Origin of the sequence: Stagnihabitans tardus, from assembly GCF_009925085.1 — a bacterium.
Lineage (GTDB): Bacteria > Pseudomonadota > Alphaproteobacteria > Rhodobacterales > Rhodobacteraceae > Stagnihabitans > Stagnihabitans tardus.
Genome location: NZ_JAABNR010000007.1, coordinates 40735 through 59133 on the forward strand (window position 1 = coordinate 40735; position 18399 = coordinate 59133).

At 67.5% G+C, this 18399-nt stretch carries 21 protein-coding genes; 13 read left to right on the forward strand and 8 right to left on the reverse strand.

Annotation, left to right across the window (positions count from 1 at the left end; translation table 11 throughout):
• Nucleotides 1-46: 46 nt before the first annotated feature.
• Nucleotides 47-970 (reverse strand): hypothetical protein, encoded by a 924-nt coding sequence (locus tag GV832_RS08830; protein WP_168774490.1) that lies wholly within the window; start codon nucleotides 968-970, stop codon nucleotides 47-49.
• Nucleotides 937-2655, reverse strand: a complete 1719-nt coding sequence (metG, locus tag GV832_RS08835) for a methionine--tRNA ligase (protein WP_168774491.1) — start codon at nucleotides 2653-2655, stop codon at nucleotides 937-939. Before metG ends, GV832_RS08830 begins: the two co-directional genes overlap by 34 nt.
• A gap of 164 nt (nucleotides 2656-2819) precedes the next feature.
• Between metG and GV832_RS08840 the strand changes: the two genes are divergently transcribed.
• Nucleotides 2820-3416, forward strand: coding sequence for a hypothetical protein (locus GV832_RS08840; protein WP_168774492.1), 597 nt, complete (start codon nucleotides 2820-2822; stop codon nucleotides 3414-3416).
• Here the strand turns inward: GV832_RS08840 and GV832_RS08845 are convergent, their stop codons facing one another.
• A complete protein-coding gene (locus GV832_RS08845; protein WP_168774493.1) occupies nucleotides 3417-4163 on the reverse strand; it encodes an SDR family NAD(P)-dependent oxidoreductase in 747 nt (248 codons plus the stop codon). It lies immediately after the preceding gene.
• Between the two features lie 81 nt (nucleotides 4164-4244).
• Nucleotides 4245-4880, reverse strand: coding sequence for an ImuA family protein (locus GV832_RS08850; RefSeq protein WP_168774494.1), 636 nt, complete (start codon nucleotides 4878-4880; stop codon nucleotides 4245-4247).
• A 96-nt stretch (nucleotides 4881-4976) separates the two neighbouring features.
• On the opposite strand from GV832_RS08850, the gene GV832_RS08855 reads away from it, so the two are divergent.
• Genes GV832_RS08855 through GV832_RS08865 form a run of 3 tightly spaced genes read left to right on the forward strand, consistent with a single transcriptional unit; the run spans nucleotide 4977 to nucleotide 7035 of the window.
• Nucleotides 4977-6011, forward strand: a complete 1035-nt coding sequence (locus GV832_RS08855) for an aldo/keto reductase (RefSeq protein WP_168774495.1) — start codon at nucleotides 4977-4979, stop codon at nucleotides 6009-6011.
• The gene (locus GV832_RS08860) at nucleotides 6011-6580 is read left to right on the forward strand and encodes a hypothetical protein (protein WP_168774496.1); all 570 of its coding nucleotides are present in this window, start codon (nucleotides 6011-6013) and stop codon (nucleotides 6578-6580) included. Before GV832_RS08855 ends, GV832_RS08860 begins: the two co-directional genes overlap by 1 nt.
• Nucleotides 6577-7035: a lipocalin family protein gene (locus GV832_RS08865; protein ID WP_168774497.1), complete on the forward strand. Its 459-nt coding sequence runs from the start codon at nucleotides 6577-6579 to the stop codon at nucleotides 7033-7035. Before GV832_RS08860 ends, GV832_RS08865 begins: the two co-directional genes overlap by 4 nt.
• A gap of 34 nt (nucleotides 7036-7069) precedes the next feature.
• On the opposite strand, the gene GV832_RS08870 is transcribed toward GV832_RS08865, so the two are convergent.
• The gene (locus GV832_RS08870; protein ID WP_354001943.1) at nucleotides 7070-7900 is read right to left on the reverse strand and encodes a helix-turn-helix domain-containing protein; all 831 of its coding nucleotides are present in this window, start codon (nucleotides 7898-7900) and stop codon (nucleotides 7070-7072) included.
• Between the two features lie 114 nt (nucleotides 7901-8014).
• Here GV832_RS08870 and GV832_RS08875 point away from each other — a divergent pair, with 114 nt between their 5' ends.
• Nucleotides 8015-8905 carry a fatty acid desaturase gene (locus GV832_RS08875; RefSeq protein ID WP_168774499.1) on the forward strand — a complete coding sequence of 297 codons (891 nt, stop codon included), beginning with the start codon at nucleotides 8015-8017 and terminating at the stop codon, nucleotides 8903-8905.
• Between the two features lie 43 nt (nucleotides 8906-8948).
• Here the strand turns inward: GV832_RS08875 and GV832_RS08880 are convergent, their stop codons facing one another.
• Nucleotides 8949-9542 carry an NUDIX hydrolase gene (locus GV832_RS08880; RefSeq protein ID WP_168774500.1) on the reverse strand — a complete coding sequence of 198 codons (594 nt, stop codon included), beginning with the start codon at nucleotides 9540-9542 and terminating at the stop codon, nucleotides 8949-8951.
• Entirely contained in the window at nucleotides 9529-9963 is a 435-nt protein-coding gene (locus GV832_RS08885; protein ID WP_227754324.1) for a DUF983 domain-containing protein, read from the reverse strand. The genes GV832_RS08880 and GV832_RS08885 overlap by 14 nt, the downstream gene beginning before the upstream one ends.
• Nucleotides 9964-10144: 181 nt before the next feature.
• Here GV832_RS08885 and GV832_RS08890 point away from each other — a divergent pair, with 181 nt between their 5' ends.
• The 4 genes from GV832_RS08890 to GV832_RS08905 all read left to right on the forward strand — a co-directional run bounded on the left by GV832_RS08890 (nucleotide 10145) and on the right by GV832_RS08905 (nucleotide 12217).
• A complete protein-coding gene (locus GV832_RS08890; protein ID WP_168774501.1) occupies nucleotides 10145-10645 on the forward strand; it encodes an EF-hand domain-containing protein in 501 nt (166 codons plus the stop codon).
• Nucleotides 10646-10738: 93 nt separating this feature from the next.
• Nucleotides 10739-11347 (forward strand): RNA polymerase sigma factor, encoded by a 609-nt coding sequence (locus GV832_RS08895; RefSeq protein WP_168774502.1) that lies wholly within the window; start codon nucleotides 10739-10741, stop codon nucleotides 11345-11347.
• Entirely contained in the window at nucleotides 11347-11709 is a 363-nt protein-coding gene (locus tag GV832_RS08900; protein ID WP_168774503.1) for a dihydroorotate dehydrogenase, read from the forward strand. Before GV832_RS08895 ends, GV832_RS08900 begins: the two co-directional genes overlap by 1 nt.
• A 1-nt stretch (nucleotide 11710) precedes the next feature.
• On the forward strand, nucleotides 11711-12217 hold the full coding sequence (locus GV832_RS08905) for a periplasmic heavy metal sensor (RefSeq protein WP_168774504.1): 507 nt from the start codon (nucleotides 11711-11713) through the stop codon (nucleotides 12215-12217).
• Nucleotides 12218-13031: 814 nt separating this feature from the next.
• Here GV832_RS08905 and GV832_RS08910 read toward each other — a convergent pair.
• Entirely contained in the window at nucleotides 13032-14399 is a 1368-nt protein-coding gene (locus tag GV832_RS08910) for a diguanylate cyclase (protein ID WP_168774505.1), read from the reverse strand.
• 107 nt (nucleotides 14400-14506) lie between these two features.
• Between GV832_RS08910 and GV832_RS08915 the strand changes: the two genes are divergently transcribed.
• The 4 genes from GV832_RS08915 to GV832_RS08930 all read left to right on the forward strand — a co-directional run bounded on the left by GV832_RS08915 (nucleotide 14507) and on the right by GV832_RS08930 (nucleotide 17991).
• Nucleotides 14507-14812, forward strand: coding sequence for a DUF3572 domain-containing protein (locus GV832_RS08915; protein WP_168774506.1), 306 nt, complete (start codon nucleotides 14507-14509; stop codon nucleotides 14810-14812).
• The gene (locus GV832_RS08920; protein ID WP_168774507.1) at nucleotides 14797-15486 is read left to right on the forward strand and encodes an HAD family hydrolase; all 690 of its coding nucleotides are present in this window, start codon (nucleotides 14797-14799) and stop codon (nucleotides 15484-15486) included. The genes GV832_RS08915 and GV832_RS08920 overlap by 16 nt, the downstream gene beginning before the upstream one ends.
• The gene (locus tag GV832_RS08925; protein WP_168774508.1) at nucleotides 15483-16319 is read left to right on the forward strand and encodes a sugar phosphate isomerase family; all 837 of its coding nucleotides are present in this window, start codon (nucleotides 15483-15485) and stop codon (nucleotides 16317-16319) included. The genes GV832_RS08920 and GV832_RS08925 overlap by 4 nt, the downstream gene beginning before the upstream one ends.
• Before the next feature lie 115 nt (nucleotides 16320-16434).
• Complete coding sequence (locus GV832_RS08930) at nucleotides 16435-17991, forward strand: trimethylamine methyltransferase family protein (protein WP_168774509.1); 1557 nt, start codon at nucleotides 16435-16437, stop codon at nucleotides 17989-17991.
• Nucleotides 17992-18399 lie beyond the last annotated feature (408 nt).

Below are 18399 nucleotides of genomic sequence, written 5' to 3' on the forward strand. Positions count from 1 at the left end.
CGCACCCTACGCGCGGGGAAAGGGGCCGTCCTTCGGGGCGGCCTTGTCATTCGCGGACCTGGTCGGGCGGAGGGTAATCCGGCGTCGTCAGGCAGGTCTGGAACCAGTCGGTGAGCGGCGGCGCAAAGCCTCCGGGCAGGCCGTCCGGTCCCAGCATGGCCATGGCCACCACATCGGTTTCGCCCGGGTCCATCGGGTCCAGGTCGGGCCGCGCAACGAGGGGATCGGAAAAATCGTCCGGCGCCGTGGTCCAGCCGACCTGGGGCGCGTCGATGCTCATTTCCGGGCAGAAGGGCTCGCTCCCCCAGCCGCCCTGGTCCAGGATCGAACAGCGGCCTTTCAGAACCGGCTGTCCCGCGACGATCTGATCGACCCGCAGGTCGGTCATATAGTGGCCCGAGGCCCAGGTGACCTCAGCCGTGCAGACCCGGTCATGGTGCTGGATGCGGAAAGTCCCGGCACAATGCAGGTCTTCGTAGGGGCGCTCCAGCACCCAGGGCTCCAGCAGGCCGCAGTTGGCGTCGTCATGGCCGAAAGGCCCGCCGGTAAACTTGCGGCGGAACCGCATCTCCTCGCGCAAGAGGGCGAGGTTGGACGGATCGGCGGCAAAGCTGGACAGGCGCTCCAGCCGTTCGGCCAGCCAGTCCTTGGTGAACCAGGTCTCCGCACAAGAACTCGGTTCGTCGTCACAGGCCCCGGAGTCCTCTGGCTGGGCCTTGGCGTAATCCCAGGCGTTGCCATAGGCGTCCAGCTGATGCCGGATCGAACGACGCAGGCCGAGCGCGACCCATGGGTTGCGGTTCTGCGCGAGCGTTTCGGTGGCGGTGGTCCAGATCGCTTCGGCCTTGGCACGGAGCCCCGGGTCAGCGCAGATCGTGGCCTGGAAGTCGCCTTCTGGCGCGGCGCAGTCAGCATGGGCCGCCTGCGCCAGGAAGATCAGTCCCGCTTGCCAGCAAAGCGCGTTTGCCAATCGCTGCGCTCCTCGTCGGTGATCTTGCGGAAAAGGTTCTCGGGCACCTGGAAGCCATGGCCCGCCTCCAGCACCCGCATGGCATGGGCGATATCCTCGGGCCAGGACCAGTCCGCGCAACCCAGCGCGGTCATCATGGTCTGGGCCGCGTCCGGGATGAAGGGCGAGGAGAGGACCGCGTAAAGCCGGATCAGGTTGAAGGAGAGCCGGATCATCGCCTGCGCGCGCTCGGGGTCGGTCTTGACCACGGTCCAGGGGGCCGCCGATTGCAGGTATTCGTTGCCCACGACCCAGATGGCGCGGAGCTCGGCTGCGGCCTTGCGGACCTCCATTTGCGCCATCAGCGTCTCATACTCGCGGACACGGGCGCCGAGGTCGGCGATGAGGGCGGCCTCTTGGGGCCCGAACTCGCCGCCTTCGGGGATCGCATCGCCAAATTTCGACTTGGCGAATTTGGTGACGCGGGAGACGAGGTTGCCCAGCACATCGGCCAGGTCCTTGTTGACCGAGGCCTGGAAATTCTCCCAGGTGAATTCGGCGTCCGAGGTTTCGGGCGCGTGCGAAAGCAACCACCAGCGCCAGTAATCGGCGGGCAGGATGGACAAAGCCTGGTCCATGAAAACCCCGCGCCCGCGCGAGGTCGAGAACTGGCCGCCGTCGTAATTCAGGTAGTTGAAGCTTTTCAGGTAATCGACCAGCTTCCAGGGCTCACCCGAGCCCAGGATCGTGGCGGGGAAGGACAGGGTATGGAAGGGGACGTTGTCCTTGCCCATGAACTGGTAATAGGTCACGTCGCTCGCGCCCTTGTCGGTGCGCCACCAGCGTTGCCAAGCCTCATCCCCAAGCCCGTTCGCATCGGCCCATTCGGCGGTGCCTGCGATATACTCGATGGGCGCGTCGAACCAGACGTAGAAGACCTTGCCCTCCATCCCCGGCCAGGGCTGATCGCCCTTCTTCACCGGGATGCCCCAATGCAGGTCGCGCGTGATCCCCCGGTCCTGCAAGCCGTCACCATCGTTCAGCCATTTCTTGGCAATCGAGGTCGTCAGGATCGGCCAGTCACTCTTGCTGTCGATCCAGGCCTCGAGCTTGTCCTTCAAGGCGCGCTGCATGAGGTAAAGGTGCTTGGTCTCGCGCAGCTCCAGGTTCGTGGACCCCGAAACGGTCGAGCGCGGGTTGATCAGATCGGTCGGATCCAGCTGCTTGGTGCAGTTGTCGCATTGATCGCCCCGGGCGCTGTCGAAACCGCAGTTCGGGCAGGTGCCCTCGATATAGCGGTCGGGCAGGAAGCGGTTGTCGTCCACCGAAAAGATCATCTTCTCGGTCACTTCGCGGATCAGGCCCTGTTCGGCCAGAACGCCCGCGAAATGCTGGGTCAGGTGGTGGTTGCGGGCCGAGGACGACCGCCCGAAATGGTCGAAGCTCAGCCGGAAGCCCCTGGCGATCTCGGCCTGAACCTCGTGCATCTCGGCGCAATACTCGGCCACCGGCTTGCCCGCCTTGGCGGCCGCAAGCTCGGCCGGTGTCCCATGTTCATCCGTCGCGCAGATGAACATGACCTCATGCCCCCGCGCCCGGTTGTAGCGGGCGAAAAGATCGGCCGGCAGCTGGCTGCCCACCAGGTTGCCCAGATGCTTGATCCCGTTGATGTAAGGGATGGCAGAGGTGATGAGAATTCGCGCCATGACACGCCCCTTTTCGATGCTTGCCCCCAGATACCGCAAGCCCGGGCCAAGGGCCAGACGCTTGCGCGATTTCGCCGGCTGCAAGATCGCCTTCCCGACTTCGCTTGCCCGACTCGAGGGGCCGGGCTAGCCTGACCCCATTGCATCAAATCCTTGAGGGTCCCATGGCCAGCCTCGACGCCCCCGTGCTGAAAGAGATTTCCGAGGCCGTGCAGGACATGTCGGTCCTTTCCAAGCTCTTGAAGCCCTTGGTCACCCCCCATGGCGCCGAGATGGACGCGGCCAAGCTGAAGACCGCCGCGCTGAAGGTGCGCAAGTTCCTGACCCGCTATGCGCCCTTGATGAAGCTCGCGGGCTCCTCCCATGCCGACAAGCTGGGGGAGAAGACCAAGGCGGGGCTTCTCTGGCTCGATGAGACCATGGGCGAGATGCTGAAGCTCGACAGCGCCTTGGCCGATGCGATCAAGGTGGCGAGCCTCGATCCGGCCAAGAACCATGCCAAGATCGTCAAGGCGATGAAATCGGCCAATGCGGATGCGGGCAAGCCCTCCTGGGCCACGGCCAAGATCTCCAGCATCGAGAAGGAACTCAAGACCTTCACCGCGCAGCGTGAAAAGCTGGACACTTTGGGCGATTTCCTCGACACCGCCAAGGATTTCGGCGGGGTCGAGGGGAAGTATCTCTCCTCCTTCGGCCTGGTCATCCTGTTGTTCTATATCTGGAAATACTTCCAGACCCGGCTGACCAAGCTGCCGAAGTGATCACTGCGCCGTATAGCCGCCATCGACCAGGTGATAGCTGCCGGTGATGAAGGAGGCGCGGTCCGACAGAAGGAACAGCGTCAGGGCAGAGACCTCCTCAGGCGTGCCGAGCCGTCCGATGGGGTGGACGGCAACCAGCCCCGCCTTGGCGTCGGGCGGCAGGGCCGAAAGCAAGGGCGTCTCGATGAAGGCCGGGCCCACGGCATTCACGCGGATCCCCTTGGCCGCATATTCGATGGCCGCGACCTTGGTCAGGCCCAGAAGCGCATGTTTGGCCGCCACATAGGCCGAAGCCCCGGCAAAGCCGACCGAGCCCAGGATCGAGGCCATGTTGACGATGGCGCCGCCCTCTTTCATCGCGGGAATGGCAAAGCGCATGCCATAGAAGACGCCGTTGAGGTTGACGTCGATCACCTTCTTCCAGCCGTCCAGCGGGTATTCGCCCACCGGGGCCAAGGGGCCGCCGATGCCCGCATTGTTCACCAGAAGATGCAGCCCATCGCCCCAGCCCACGGCGTTGCGCACCAGGGCCGCCACCTTGTCGGGGTCCGAGACATCGCCATTGGCCGCAGTCGCCTTGCCACCCTTGGCCTCGATCTCGGCCACCACTTCCTTGGCCTTGTCCAAGTCCAGGTCCTGCACCACCACCTTGGCGCCCGAAGCCGCCAGGTCGCGCGCAATCGCCGCCCCGATCCCCGAGCCCGCGCCCGTCACGATCGCCACTTTGCCGTCGAATCTCAGGTCCATGCTCGCCTCCTTGGGTTGCATGTCCCTTGTGGGGCAAAGCCGGACCGGGCGCCTTGATCCACGGCAAGTGGGCGGTTTGATCTAGGGCAAGCGGGCCTCATGCAGCGCCAACCGCCCCTCCTGTCCCGTCACCCGCCATTCGGCCACCGGCGCCATCCGCGCCCGAAGCCGCCGCAAGCCCCAGGCCTCGCGCCGTTCGTACAGCGTCGAGCCCGAGGGGGCGGGCCAGAATTGCCAGCGCGTCTCGACCCCCTGTGCGCCGCCCTCGCCCGGGGTCATCAGCACGCCGAGGGGGGCGAGGCGGTCGGCATGACGCGCGGCCTCCGCCCCGGTTTCGGCCGCCAGGTGCAGGCGGCGGACCGGGGTCAGGCCGGGCGGGGCCAGGACCTCGCCGATCACCAGGGGCACGGCGCCGGAGCGGAGCGCCTCCTCCATCGTCCAGAGGATATCCTCCGGCCGGCGGGCGCGGGCAAAGATGATCCGGCCAGGGTCGGCGAATTCGGTCAGGCCTGCGGGATAGATCCGTTCGGCCTGCCAGCCGGGCAGGACCCAGACGACCGGACCCTGGGAGTGGCGCATCAGGATCGCCCCCAGCGTCACCCGCGCCGCCCCGCAGAATTCATGCAACCGCCCCCGCGCCAGGCTCAGCGGCCCGATCAATTGCTGATCGGGCCAGCCCTTGCGGGCATCGGGCAGGTGAAGAATCGGTGATACCATGGGGACAGTGTAAATGTTCCTCAAATGTTCTCAACCCCGCCCGCTTCCCTTTGGGCCGCAAACCCCCTAGCCTGCGGCCAAAATCAGGAGAGCGCGATGAAGCAGGTTCAGCTTGGCCGGACGGGGATGCAGGTCTCGGAGATTTGCCTCGGGACAATGACCTGGGGGTCGCAGAATTCCGAGGCCGAGGGCCATGCGCAGATGGATATGGCGCTGGCCGCCGGGGTGAATTTCTGGGACACGGCCGAGATGTATCCCGTGCCGCCGGATGCGAAATATGCGGGCCGGACGGAAGAGATCATCGGGACCTGGTTTGCCTCCCGGGGCGGGCGGGAGAGGGTGGTCCTGGCCACCAAGCTCGCGGGCGGCGGTCAGCCTGCGGTGAGGGCGGGGGCCTGGCCTGACGCGGCCTCGATGCGGGCGGCGGTGGAGGGGAGCCTGAAGCGGCTCCAGACCGATTACATCGACCTTTACCAGCTGCACTGGCCCTCGCGCGGGCATTACCACTTCCGGCAGTCCTGGAGCTTTGATCCGCGCAAGGCCGATCCGGTCGCGGTGCGGGCCAAGATGCTGGAATTGTTGCAAGAGGCCGGGCGGTTGGTGGCGGAAGGCAAGATCCGCGCCTTTGGCCTGTCGAATGAAAGCACCTGGGGCACGATGGAATGGCTGCGGATTGCCCGCGAGCATGGGTTGCCGCAGGTCGTGACGGTGCAGAACGAATATTCGCTGATGTGCCGCCAGTTCGACACCGACTGGGCCGAGCTCGCGCAGATGGAGAACCTGCCCCTGCTGGCCTTCTCCCCCCTGGCGACGGGGCTTTTGTCGGGGAAATACCAGGGTGATGTGATCCCGGAGGGCACGCGGCGGGTCTTGAACCCGGCGCTTGGCGGGCGGATGGGGCCGCGCACCCTGCCCACGGTGCAGGTCTATCTCGACATCGCCGCAAAGCATGGGCTGAACCCCTGCCAGATGGCGATTGCCTTCACCCTCTCGCGGCCCTTCCCGGTGATCCCGATCATCGGCGCCTCCTCCACGGCGCAGCTGGAGGTGAACCTCGGGCAGGTGACCCTCTCGGCCGAGGTCCTGCGCGACATCGAAGCGGCGCACCGCGCCCATCCGATGCCCTATTGATGCGGCGGCTGGCGCTGGTTCTCTTGCTCGCGGCCTGCCAGATGCAGGCGCCCGGGGGCGGTCCTGCGGGGGTGAGCGGGATTGCCGATGAGGCGATCGAGGTGACGACCCTGGAGGCGGCCCTGCCGACTGATGCGGCAGTTGCCTCGCCCGCCGTGACTCCGCCGACTGCGGGGGCGGCTCCGCCGACTGAGGGGGCGGGTGTGACGCCCGCCGTGGCCCCGCCGACTGCGGGGACGGCCCTGCCGACTGATGGCACGGGTGTGACGCCCGCCGTGGCCCCGCCGACTGAAGAAGCGGCTCCGCCCGTGGAAGAAGCCCTGCCGCCGCCGATCTCGCCGGAACAGGCGAAATGCGAGCGCGGGGGCGGGACCTGGGCCAAGGTCGGTGCCTTGGGCCGCATTTGCGTGAAACCGACCGGGCAGGGCGGCAAGAGCTGCCGGGTCAAGTCGGATTGCAAGGGAGAATGCCTCGCGCAATCAGGCACTTGCGCGCCGATTGCGCCGCTCATGGGCTGCAACGAAGTCATGGACAACCAAGGCCGAAGGATGACGCAATGCCTGGAATGAGACGCCTTGGACTTTTGGTCTTGCTGGCCGCCTGCACGGCGCGGCCCGAGCCCGTGGCCGTGACGCGCGACCTCTCGCGGCCGGTCTATTCCATCGCCGGGTTCGATGCCGCCCGGCTTTCGGGCGACTGGGTGCAGGTCGCGGGCTTTGGCGACTGCGCGGGCGGGCGGTTGCAGGTCGGCGCCCGCGTCGCCTATGACCTCTGCCTCGCCTCGGGTCGGGCGGCGGGGGAGGCACAGGCGACCGGGGTTCCGGGGCGGTTCGAGACGCAGGACGGCGGGCTTTGGGTGCTTTGGGCCGATGCCGACAACCGGACCCTGGTGATCGGTGCGCCGGATGGGCGGATCGGGGCGGTGCTCAACCGGGGGGCGGATATCTCGCCCGACCGGCTGACGGCGGCGCGCGATATCCTGTCGTTCAACGGCTATGACGTGGAGCGGCTCCGGGCCTACTGACGCCTGTCCGGCAAAGTGGGAACCGGTCTTGCCGCTAAACCGCCAGCCCCCGGATCAGCCCGGGCGTATCGCGGGCGGAGTGGCCGGCCTCGCGGACCAGGTGGTCGAAATGCTGCGCGGCCTCGGCCACGCGGGCCTGGTCGGTCAGGACCAGGTATTGCTGGCCGAGATAGACCACGGCGCGGTCCGACCCAAAGACCGTGACGGGGGCGGAAAACACCCGGTGGGCGTCGAAAAGATAAAGCCGCAGCGCGGGATAGCGGGTCTCCAGCACTTCCGCGAAATGGTCCAGTTGGGCGCGGCGGAGCTCGGGCGCGAGGCCCGACCAATAGCCCGTGCCGCTGGCGAAACTGACGAGTTCATGGCGCGGCAGGGCGATCTCGAAATCGGGCAGGCTGGCGTCCAGGCCCTCGCGCTGGGCCTGAAAGGCCGAGAGCGCGGGGCCGGGGTCGGGCAGGATGGCCGCATATTCAAAGGCCAGGACCTCGGGCGTCTTCAACAGGTCGGGCAGGGTTGCGGGCACATGGCGGATCTTGGCGCCCTTGGCCGCGCGGTGCCAGGCCAGGATCGTGTCGTCGAAGAGCGCGCGGGCCGCAGGAACCAGGGTCACCGCGCGTGCGGCCAGGACATCGGGCGGGTCGCGCCTGTCGGTCAGGCCCAGAAGCCAGTCGCAGGAGACCCCCAGCACAGAGGCGCAGTCGGCCGCCGCCTGGGCATTGGGCAGCCGCGTCCCCGGGGCCAAGAGCGCCGAGATGGTGGAGCGGTCGAGCCCCGTCTCCCGCGCGAGCCAGGATTGCGAGCGCCCCTCCAGCGCCTGAAGCAGCCTTGTGCGGAACAGTGTGGCGCGGTCGCGTCTGTCGATCATTTCCGGCATCTGGTGACTTTACGCAACATTGGTGAGGAAAGCTTGCGTATTCTCGGAATTTTCAAGGTCTTCGGCAAGTGCTATCGCTAAGGCGCAAAAAAGGGACAAGCCGTTGTGACGGAAAAAGAAATCGAATGGCCGACGCTGGCCTTACTGGTCGCCACCTATCTGACCTGGGGGCTTGGAACCGCGCTTTGGGCCCAAGCGCCTTGGGTCTCGGTGATCCTGACCGGGGTGGCCATCGCGCAATTCTCCTCGCTGCAACACGAGGCGCTGCATGGCCACCCCTTCCGCAGCGCGGCCTTGAACGAGGCGCTGGTCTTTCCGGCCTTCGCGCTCTTCATCCCCTATCGCCGCTTCGTCACGACCCATCTGCAGCACCACTACGACCCGGCCCTGACCGACCCGCATGACGACCCGGAATCGAATTTCCTGGAGCCCGCCACCTGGGCAAGCCTTTCAAAACCCGTGCAAATCCTGTTCCGGCTGAACAACACGCTTCTGGGCCGCATCCTGATCGGGCCGATCCTGGGCACCGGGCTTTGGCTCTGGAACGACCTGAAGCTGATCGCCAAGGGCGATGCCAAGATCGCCCGCGACTGGGGGATGAACCTCCTGGGCCTGGTCCCGGTCCTCTGGTGGCTGCACGACCGCATGCCCCTCACCGCCTATCTGGGCGCGGTCTATCTGGGCTTCGGGCTCTTGAAGATCCGCACCTTCCTCGAACACCGCGCCCATGAGGCCCACCGCGCCCGCACTGTCGTCATCGAGGATCGCGGGCCGCTTTCCCTGTTGTTTCTGAACAACAATTTCCACGTCGTCCACCACATGCACCCGCAAGTGCCCTGGTACAAGCTCCCCGCGCATTACGCCGCGCGGAAGGATCACTTCCAAAAGCGCAACGACCATTACCTTTACCGCAGCTATGGGGAGGTCTTCCGGCGCTATTTCCTGCGCGCCAAGGACCCGGTCGCCCATCCGCATTGGCCCGTCCGCCGCGACTAGGGTCTGCCCGACCGAACCGGTTGCCACTTTGGCCGGAGAGGATTCACAGCCGCCGGAAGGTCGGCACCGGGCCGGAATTGTCGAAGAAGGGCACGCCGGGCTGATCGAGGCCGCGGGCCAGGGCGCCGACCTCGGAGAGGACGACCTCGGTGATGAAGGGCAGGTCCAGGCCCCGCGCCTGGTCGAGGCCGATCCAGCCCAGGTGCGACAGCTCCGCCTCGGCCTGCGAGAAATCCAGCGGGTCGCCCAGCACATCCCCCACATCGGCGAGGAAGAACCGCGCGTCGAAGCGGCGCGGGCTGCCTGCGGGCGTGATGGCGCGGAAGATGAAGCGCAAAGGCGCGGCCTCGCGCAGCCGCAAGCCGGTCTCCTCCTGCAACTCGCGCCGGGCGCAGGCGGCGAGTGCCCCGGCAGAAGGGCTGCCGGGCAGGGGGTGGCGCGCCAGCCGCTCAGCGCAGGTCTCTGAAATCCCAAGGCCCCCGGCATCTTCCGAATCCACCCGCCCCCCCGGAAAGACCACCTTGGAGGGCATGAAGACCGCCTCCGCCCCGCGCTGCCCCATCAGGACGGCGCCCCGCTGGGGCCAGAGCAGCACGACGGCCGCAGCCGCCAGGATCGGCGTCTCAGGCGTCGCCATGGGCGGGGTCGACGGCCTTGGCAAAGCCATGCATCCGCTTGGCCCATTGCAGGGCCACCAGCGCCCCCTTCATCCGGGGCAGAAGGAAAAGCGCCAAAGACCCGGTCGCCAGGCAAAAGGTCGTGGCCATGACCAGGGGCTCGGGCCGGAACTCGACATAGAACCAGTAGATCACCGGCGCCAGGATATGGCCCACGATCAGGATGGTCAGATAGGCCGGGCCGTCATCGGCGCGGTGATGCAGCAGGGCCTCGCCGCAGACCGGGCAATGGTCGCGCACCTTGAGATAGGCCTTCAGCATCGGCCCCGCCCCGCAGGCGGGACAGCGGCACATCAACCCGCGCCGCACGGCGGGCCAAAGCGGGCGCTCCCCGGTTTCGGGGTCTTCGGCCAGGTTCGGCGTCATGGAAATATCGGTCATCGCGGGTTCCTTTATGCGTCCAACCTAGCGCCATGGGGCGGGCTGGGAAACCCCCCGCCGCCCGCGCCCTAGTGTCGCGGGGGAGGGGTGACGATTTCGTGAAGGGAACTGCGACGGAAAGCCCGGGCCGGGGCGTATCTCTGGCATCGGATCGGGCAAGACGCCCGGACAGGAGAACAAGATGAAGATGACGCACAAGACCCTTGGCCTTTCGGTGATCGCCCTGGCCGCAGCCCTCTTTGCCACCGCCTCGGTGGCGGACAACATGGGAGCCGGCATGATGGGGGCCGATGCCGACAAGGATGGCAAGGTGACCCAGGCCGAGTTCGAGGCTTGGCGCACGTCCCGGCTGGTCTCGGTCGATGCCGACAAGGACGGAAAGCTCTCGGTCGATGAACTGGTGGCCGCGCGGATGAAGGAGGCCGAGACCCGGGCCAAGGCGATGGCCGAGCGGATGATCGCGCGGCAGGACACCGACAAGGACGGCAAGCTTTCGGCCGAAGAGCTGGTTGCGGCGCCGATGCCGGGCTTCGAGATGCTGGATGCCAACAAGGACGGCGCCATCGACCAGGCCGAGATGCAGGCCATGCGCGGCGACCATGGGCCGCGCGGCGGCAAGGGCCGCCACGGCCACCACAAGGGCGGCATGATGGGCGACGAGATGCCCGAGGGGGGCAACTGAGCCACCCAAAGGGCCCGCGCGCTGCCCCGCTCCGTCCCCGGGGCAGCGCGCGACCCGCTTGCCGCAGCAGCCCTTCAGGGCTAATCCCGACGGATGCAGATGCCACGCGACACTTTGGACCAGGTTTCGGACGAGAGCCTTCTGGTGCTCTATGCCAATGGCGACCCGGATGCGGCGCGTCTTCTGACCGCCCGCCTGGCGCCAAGGGCCCTGGGCTATGCGGCAAGGCTCCTGTCCGACCGGGCCGAGGCCGAGGATGTGACGCAAGAGGCCATGCTGCGGCTGTGGAAGATCGCGCCCGACTGGCGGCGCGGCGAGGCCCAGGTCTCGACCTGGCTTTACCGCGTGGTGACGAACCTTTGCACCGACCTGCGTCGGGCGCGGGTGCGGCGTGGCGCCGTGGCGCTGGAGGACGCGCCCGAGGTGGCATCGGGCGGGCGTTCGGCCGAAGCGGGGCTGATCGAGGCCGACCGGGTGACGGCCCTGGAAGAGGCCCTGGGCCAGTTGCCCGACCGGCAGCGCCAGGCCGTGATCCTGCGCCATATCGAGGGGCTCTCGAACCCCGAGATTGGCGCCGTGATGGAGCTTGGCGTCGAGGCGGTCGAGAGCCTGACCGCGCGGGGCAAGCGAGCCCTGGGCGCGATCCTTGCGGGGCGCAAGGCGGAATTGGGCTATGAAGGCGAAGAAGAGGAAGAGGCGTGATGCAAGACGATCTGGACCTTGACGGGCTTTTCGCAAAGGCTGCGGAGCGCGGTCCCCTGCCCTCGGCGGCGCTTCTGGCGCGGATCGAGGCGGATGCGCGGCGCGAGCAGCCGCGCCCCATGGCGGTGGCTGCGCCTCCGCGTCCCGCCCGGGGCTGGGGGATGATCCTGGCCGACGTGCTGGGCGGCGGTTTGGGGGGGGGCAGGGGCCTTGCGGGCCTGAGCCTGGCTGCGGCCTCGGGCCTCTGGATCGGGGTGGCCCAGCCCACGGCCCTGTCGCCGGTGACCGAATACCTGACGGGCACGAGCACGGCTTCGCTGGAGCTCTTGCCCTCTGACCTGAGCCTTCTGGCGGGAGAGTGAGATGACCGAGACGACCCATCCCCAGGCGCCGGAGACCCCTGGTGTGCCGCCGAAACCCAAGGCGCGGGCGCGGAACTGGCTGCTTTACGGCTCGCTGGCGCTGAACCTTCTGGTGGCGGGGCTGGCGGTGGGGGCCTGGGTCAAGGGGCCTCCGGGGATGCGCGACGGGCGCGACCTGGGCTTTGGCATGTTCGACGAGGCCTTCCGGCCTGAGGATCGCATGGCGCTGCGCGATGCGGTGCGGGCGCGGGCCGGGGATCTGAGGGCGGCGCGCGGGCAGATGGCGGGGGATCTCGCGGCGGTGGCAGCGGCCTTGCGGGCCGAGCCCTTCGACGCGACCGCGCTGAAGGCCGCGCTTGCGACGCAGCAAGAGCACCTGACGGCGCGGCTGCGCATCGGCTCGGAGGTGATCGGCGACTACCTCGCAGGCCTGAGCCCCAAGGACCGCGCCGCCTTTGCCGAAAGGCTTGAGGCGCGGGCCAAGCGCGGGGGCCAGGGGAAGGACTGAGGCGGCGGGGCCCTGCGGGCTGGTCCTGCCGACTGGCAGGGCGGTGGCTTTGGGCCGGGGTTGGGCCCTGCCGACTGGGCGCGTGGTGCTTTTGGGCCGGGCCTGGGCCCTGCCAACCGTGGGGTAGGCACCGCCGACTGGCAGGGCGGTGCTTTTGGGTCGGGCCTGGGCCCTGCCGACTGTGGGGCTCGCTCTCCCGACTGGCAGGGCGGTGATCTTGGGCCGGACCTGGGCTCTGCCAACTGTGGGGCTGGCTCTACCGACTGACGTGAGGTATCCTTGGACCTGGCCTCAGCCCTGCCGACCGCAGGGATGCCTCCCCGTATTGTATCCTTGGAACATGCGGCTTGGCCCAGCCGGGCGCGCGCAAGGCCTTGGCGACTGACCGCAATGCGCCTGCGCGCCTGCCGGGGGATCCGCCTTTGGCAGGAGCTCCCGGCCCCCGGCCCCCGCCTCGTCTCGAACTGCCCCCGGGGTCTCTCCTCGGGCCAAGGTTTGCCTCGCCTTGACCCGCCCGCGCAGCACCCCGACCCCGGGGGCAGACGCATCCAGACCGGGCCCGCTTCGATGCCGTCTTGCCTTCCCCGTCGGGTCCGAGCGCCATCCGCGACTTCGCTCCCCCTCGGGGAGACCTTGCCGCCCAACCCGTCTCCCAGTCGGCAGGGCCCATCCCCGGGGCCCTGATTCCCTCCCTCCAGTCGGCAGAGCCCCGGGTCCACGGCGCGGCGCAGGCCGCCCCGCGCCATGACACCGACCCCGCAGTCGGCGGGGCCCGGGCCCTCGCCCCGGCGCAGCGTGGCAGTCGGCAGGGCCCTCAGGCGGCAGAGCGGACGATGGTCACCTGGTTGCGGCCATGGGTCTTGGAATGCATCAGCGCGCGGTCGGCCTGGTCGACCAGCTCCGCCACCGAGGCCGGATCGGAGGGCCCCGCCCCCCCCGTCGTCATCCCGATCGAGATCGTCACATGGATCCGCCCCCCATCCGGCAGACGGATCGGCTCGCTCTCGATGGCGCGGCAGAGCCGCTCGGCCACGCCCTGGGCGGTGGCAAGCTCGGTCCCGGGCAGGACGGCCAGGAACTCCTCGCCCCCGATCCGCGCCAGGATATCGGAGCCGCGCAGATTGGCCGAGAGCCGGGCCGCGACCTCGACCAGCACCGCATCGCCCGCCGCATGGCCGTAACGGTCGTTCACCGACTTGAAGCGGTCGATGTCCAGCACCATGACCGCGAATTCCTCGCGCTCGGCCCTGGCCCTTTCGGCCACCGCATTCAGGTGGATCGTCGCGTAACGCCGGTTGTGGATCCCGGTCAGCGGGTCGAACATCGCCAAACGCAGTCCGTTGTTCACCGTGGCCCGCATCCGGTCGCGCTCGCGCTTCCTTTGCACCAGCTTGTTCAGCCGCAGGGCGACCTCGTCCAGGTCCATCCCCGCCTCGACCACGTCATTGGCGCCAAGGTCGAAGGCGCTGGCCGCCTCAAGCGGGTTGGGGCCATCGAGCCAGATGCAGAAATTCGCCATCCGGCTGTCGCTGCGCGACAGAAGGTCGGACATCATCCGCAGGCCCGAGCCGGGGCCGTAAAGATCGGAATGGATCAGGAAGACATCCGGCGCCTTGGGACCCATCAGCCCATAGACCTGTTCCGGCGTCACCAGCTGGAAACGGTCCTCGCCCCTCACCTGCAACTCGCGCCGCAGATGCAGCGCCTGTTCGTTGCGCGGCATGATCAGGCCCACCAGTCCCGGCGTCACGAAGCCCGCGCTGGGTTCGGCCAGGCCAAGCGCCTGAAGCTCTCCGCCGCCCGACAGCGCATCATTGGACCGCAAGATCCCCCGCAGCCGCGCCAAGAGCCGCTGGTCGTCGATGGGCCGCGCCATGAAATCCTCGGCCCCCTGGCGCAAAGCCTCGATCCGCAGGGCAGAATCGGCATCGGAAGAGACCATGACCACCGGAATCCGCGCCGTCACCGGCCCCGCCTTCAGCGCCTGAAGCACATCGATCCCGGTCATGTCCTGCAAGAAGAGGTCGAGGAGGATGATATCCGGCCGCTCGACCCGGGCGAGGCGCAAAGCCTCGACCCCGCTGGAGGCCATCACCGCCTGATAGCCCGCCGCCGCGAGCTTGACCTTGAAGACGATGCGATTCGTCGCGACATCGTCTACGATGAGGATCTTGCCGAGCATTCTGCCAAACGGTCCATTGATGAACAGCGATGGAACAAGATGGTATCCAAGTCGTTAACAAATCCTTTCCGAACGGCTAAAGAAATCGTGAAATCTTGAGGTGTCTGATGAAAAACCCCGGAAAACCCCCGGTTTATGGGCGGGAAGCCGCCGAAACCCTGGGCGCGCAGGCGTTGGAGTGGCTGGCGGGGGATCCCGAAAGGTTAACGGGCTTCCTGGGCGCCAGCGGTCTCTCCCCGCGCGAGCTGATGACGCGGGCCTCGGACCCCGCGATCCTGGGTGCCATTCTCGACCACCTGATGACCTCGGATGACTTGGTCATGGCCTTTTGCGATGCGATGGGGTTGAGTTACCTCGCCCCGCAAGCGGCGCGGGCGGTCTTGCCGGGAGGGGAAACATGGCACTGGACGTGATCAGGGCGGTTCTCTTCGACAAGGACGGCACGCTGTTTGACTTCCGCCAAAGCTGGGGCGGCTGGACGAAATCGATGCTCGACCGGCTGGCGCCCGTGACCACGGGCCCCCTGGCCCAGGCCCTGGGCTTCGACCCGCAAGCCATGGATTTCGAACCGGATTCGGTCGTCATCGCCTCGACCATGGAAGAGATCGCCACGGTGATCGCCGCCCATGTGACGCTGCCCTATCCCCAGGTCGTGGCGCTGATGGAGGAGGTGGGCAAGGCCGCGCCCATGGTGCCGGCGGTCGATCTGCCCTTGGTCCTGGGCGAGCTGCGCGCGCGCGGCCTGCGGCTGGGGCTCGCCACCAACGACACCGAGGCGCCGGCCCGGGCGCATCTGGCGGGGGCGGGGGTGCTCGACCTCTTCGACCTCGTCCTCGGCTGCGATTCGGGCCATGGCGGCAAGCCCGCGCCGGGTCAGCTCCTGGCCTTTGCCGAGGCCATGGGCCTGCCCCCCGGCCAGATCGCCATGGTGGGCGACAGTCTGCATGACCTCGAGGCCGCGCGGCGGGCGGGCATGGTCCCCGTGGGCGTCCTGACCGGCCCCGCCCCGCGCGAAAAGCTCTCCCCCCATGCCGAAGTGGTGCTGGACACCATCGCGGGCCTTGGCGCCTGGCTGGACGCCAGATGAGCGACCTGGCCGCCCTGATCCCCTTTGAGACCCAGGTCGCACAGAACCTGCATTTCGAGACCTCGGACCATTTCTTCGAGCTGCATCACTTCGGCTTCGACCGCCTGGTCGTGACCTTCGAGGATGCCCGCCTGCCGAAAGAGCGCCCGCAGCGCTATCGCCAGGGCTGGGGCGTGGCGCCTTTTCTCAAGCGCGGGGCCTCGATCCTGGCGGTCAAGCCCAAGCAGTGCCACTGGTATTCCAAGCCCGATCTTGCGGCGGCCTTCGCCGCCCTGCGTCCCTTCCTGGCACAATACGGCGAAGTCGTCACCTATGGCATGTCGATGGGCGGCTTTGCGGCCCTGACCTATGCCGATCTCCTGGGCGCGGCCCGGGTCGTCGCCCTGGCCCCGCAGGCCACCTATCGCTTCGTGGGCCCCCGGCGCGAGACCCGCTTTCCGGCGAGCTTCGACTGGGACCACTCGGGGCCCCATGGCGACGCGGTGACGGGCTGCAAGGGGGCCGAGGTCTTCATCCTCTATGACCGGATGGAGCGGACCGACAAATGGCATGCGGGCCGTTTCCAGGGGGGCAATATCCACCGCATCGCCTTGCCCTATTTCTCGCATGGCGTGCCGCGGATGCTCTTGAACATCGGCGCCCTGGGCATGGTCGTCGACCTGGTCCTGACCGGAGAGCTGGACGAGCTTGCCCTCTATCGCCTGGCCCGACAACGCCGCGATTTCGCGCAATACCTGACCTTTCTCAAGGCCAAGGCGCGCCAGCATCCCGCCCATACCGCCCGGGTCTATGGGCTTCTGGGCGAGGTTTTCGACCCCTCCGCCCGGGCCTAGGGCCGGGCGCATCGCAAAAACGACGATTCCTTGTCGGTAACGGAGTAAGCGCGGCGCGCGCCTTTGGGTCATCTTGCCCCAACGCCGGATTGGCGGAGTGAACGGAGGGTTGGGCATGACCGAAGAGGCCACCAAGCGGCGTCGCGCCGGGGGCAGGGCGGGCAACAAAGAGCGCGCGGGTTCTGCGGCCATCGACCAGATGCCCTGGCGTCTGCCCGTGAACCCCGACCGCCCGACAGAGCCCCTGGACGAGGACGGCGTCCAGGCCGTCCACCGCGCCACGATGCGCATCCTGCGCGACATCGGCATCGAATTCCTCAACCCCGAGGCGCTGGAGATCATGCGCCAGGCCGGCTGCAAGATCACGGGAACCAATGTCCGCATGGACGAGGATTTCGTCATGGAGATGCTGGCGCGTGCGCCCGAGACCTTCACCATGACGCCGCGCAACCCCGAGCGCGAGCTGATCATGGGCGGCAAGTACATGCTCTTCGGGAACGTGTCCTCTCCGCCCAATTCCTGGGACCTGGAGCGCGGCAAGCGCCCCGGCACGATGGAATCCTTCCGCGAATTCATCAAGTTGACGCAGTATTTCAATTGCATCCACTTTGCCGGCGGCTATCCGGTGGAGCCCATCGACATCCACCCCTCGGTCCGTCACCTCGATTGCCTCTATGAGAAGCTGACCCTGACGGACAAGGTCGTCCATGCCTACAGCTTGGGTGCCGAGCGGGTGGAAGACGTGATGGAGATGGTCAAGATCGCGGGGGGCCTCTCGGAAGAGGAATTCCAGGCGCGGCCCCGGATGTATACCAACATCAACTCGGTCTCGCCCCTGAAGCATGACTTCCCGATGCTGGACGGCGCCATGCGGCTCGCCCGGCGCGGGCAGCCCGTGGTGGTGACGCCCTTCACCCTGGCCGGCGCCATGGCCCCGGTCACGCTCTCGGGCGCCGTCGCCCTGTCTCTGGCCGAGGCGCTGGCCGCGATTGCGCTGTTGCAATACATCGCCCCGGGCTGCCCGGTGGCGATCGGCACCTTCACCTCCAATGTCGACATGAAGTCCGGCGCCCCCGCCTTCGGCACGCCGGAATACATGCGCGCCACCCAGATGACCGGCCAGCTGGTCCGCCATTACAAGCTGCCCATGCGCTCCTCCGGCGTCTGCGCGGCCAATGTGCCGGACGGCCAGGCCATGTGGGAGACCTCGAACTCCCTCTGGGCCGCCGTCCAAAGCCGCACGAACATGGTCTATCACGCGGCCGGCTGGCTCGAGGGCGGGCTCATCGCAAGCCCTGAGAAATTCGTCATGGACTGCGAGGTCCTGCAGATGATCCAGCGCTATTTCGAAGAGGCGACCTTCGCCACGACGGAAGAGGACCTGGCTTTCGATGCCATCAAGGAGGTCGGCCCCTCGGGTCACTATTTCGGCGTGGCCCATACCCAGGCGCGCTACCAGACCGCCTTTTACGCCCCCATCGTGTCGGATTGGCGTAATTACGAGGCCTGGAACCTGGACGGCGCGCAATGGACGGCCGAGCGGGCCCACAAGATCTACAAGGCGATCATCGCCGAATTCGAGGCCCCGGCGATGAACGGCGACCACCAGGAAGAGCTGAAACGCTTCGTGGCCAAGCGCAAGCAAGAGGGCGGGGCGCCGACCGACTTCTGACGACCGACTTCTGAAGAGGGTTTGCGCCGCCTGACGGCGTCGCCCGAAGCGGGGGGCTGCCGCCCCCCGAGCCCCCTGCCCAAAGGGGAGCACGCTCCCCTTTGGAAACCCCGTGGATGTTTGAGTCAGTGTGAAAGGGGCCAAGGGGGGCTGCGCCTTGGGGGGCAGGGCTCTTGGAGCGTGTTTTGCCTCAGCCTTGGCGCGGCAAGTGGCTTTGCCCCGCATCCATGTCCCAAGGGGAGCCATCATGCCGGTTTTCTGAACCAGCCACGAAACCACCCGGCAACGCCTTTGCAGACCCGCCTTGGGTATTTGGACCAAGTTGAAAGGGGCAAAGGGGCATTTTCGGGACGGGGTGGTGGATTTCGCTTCGGGTCATGACGCGCTTCGGAGGCCATTGGCGCGAAA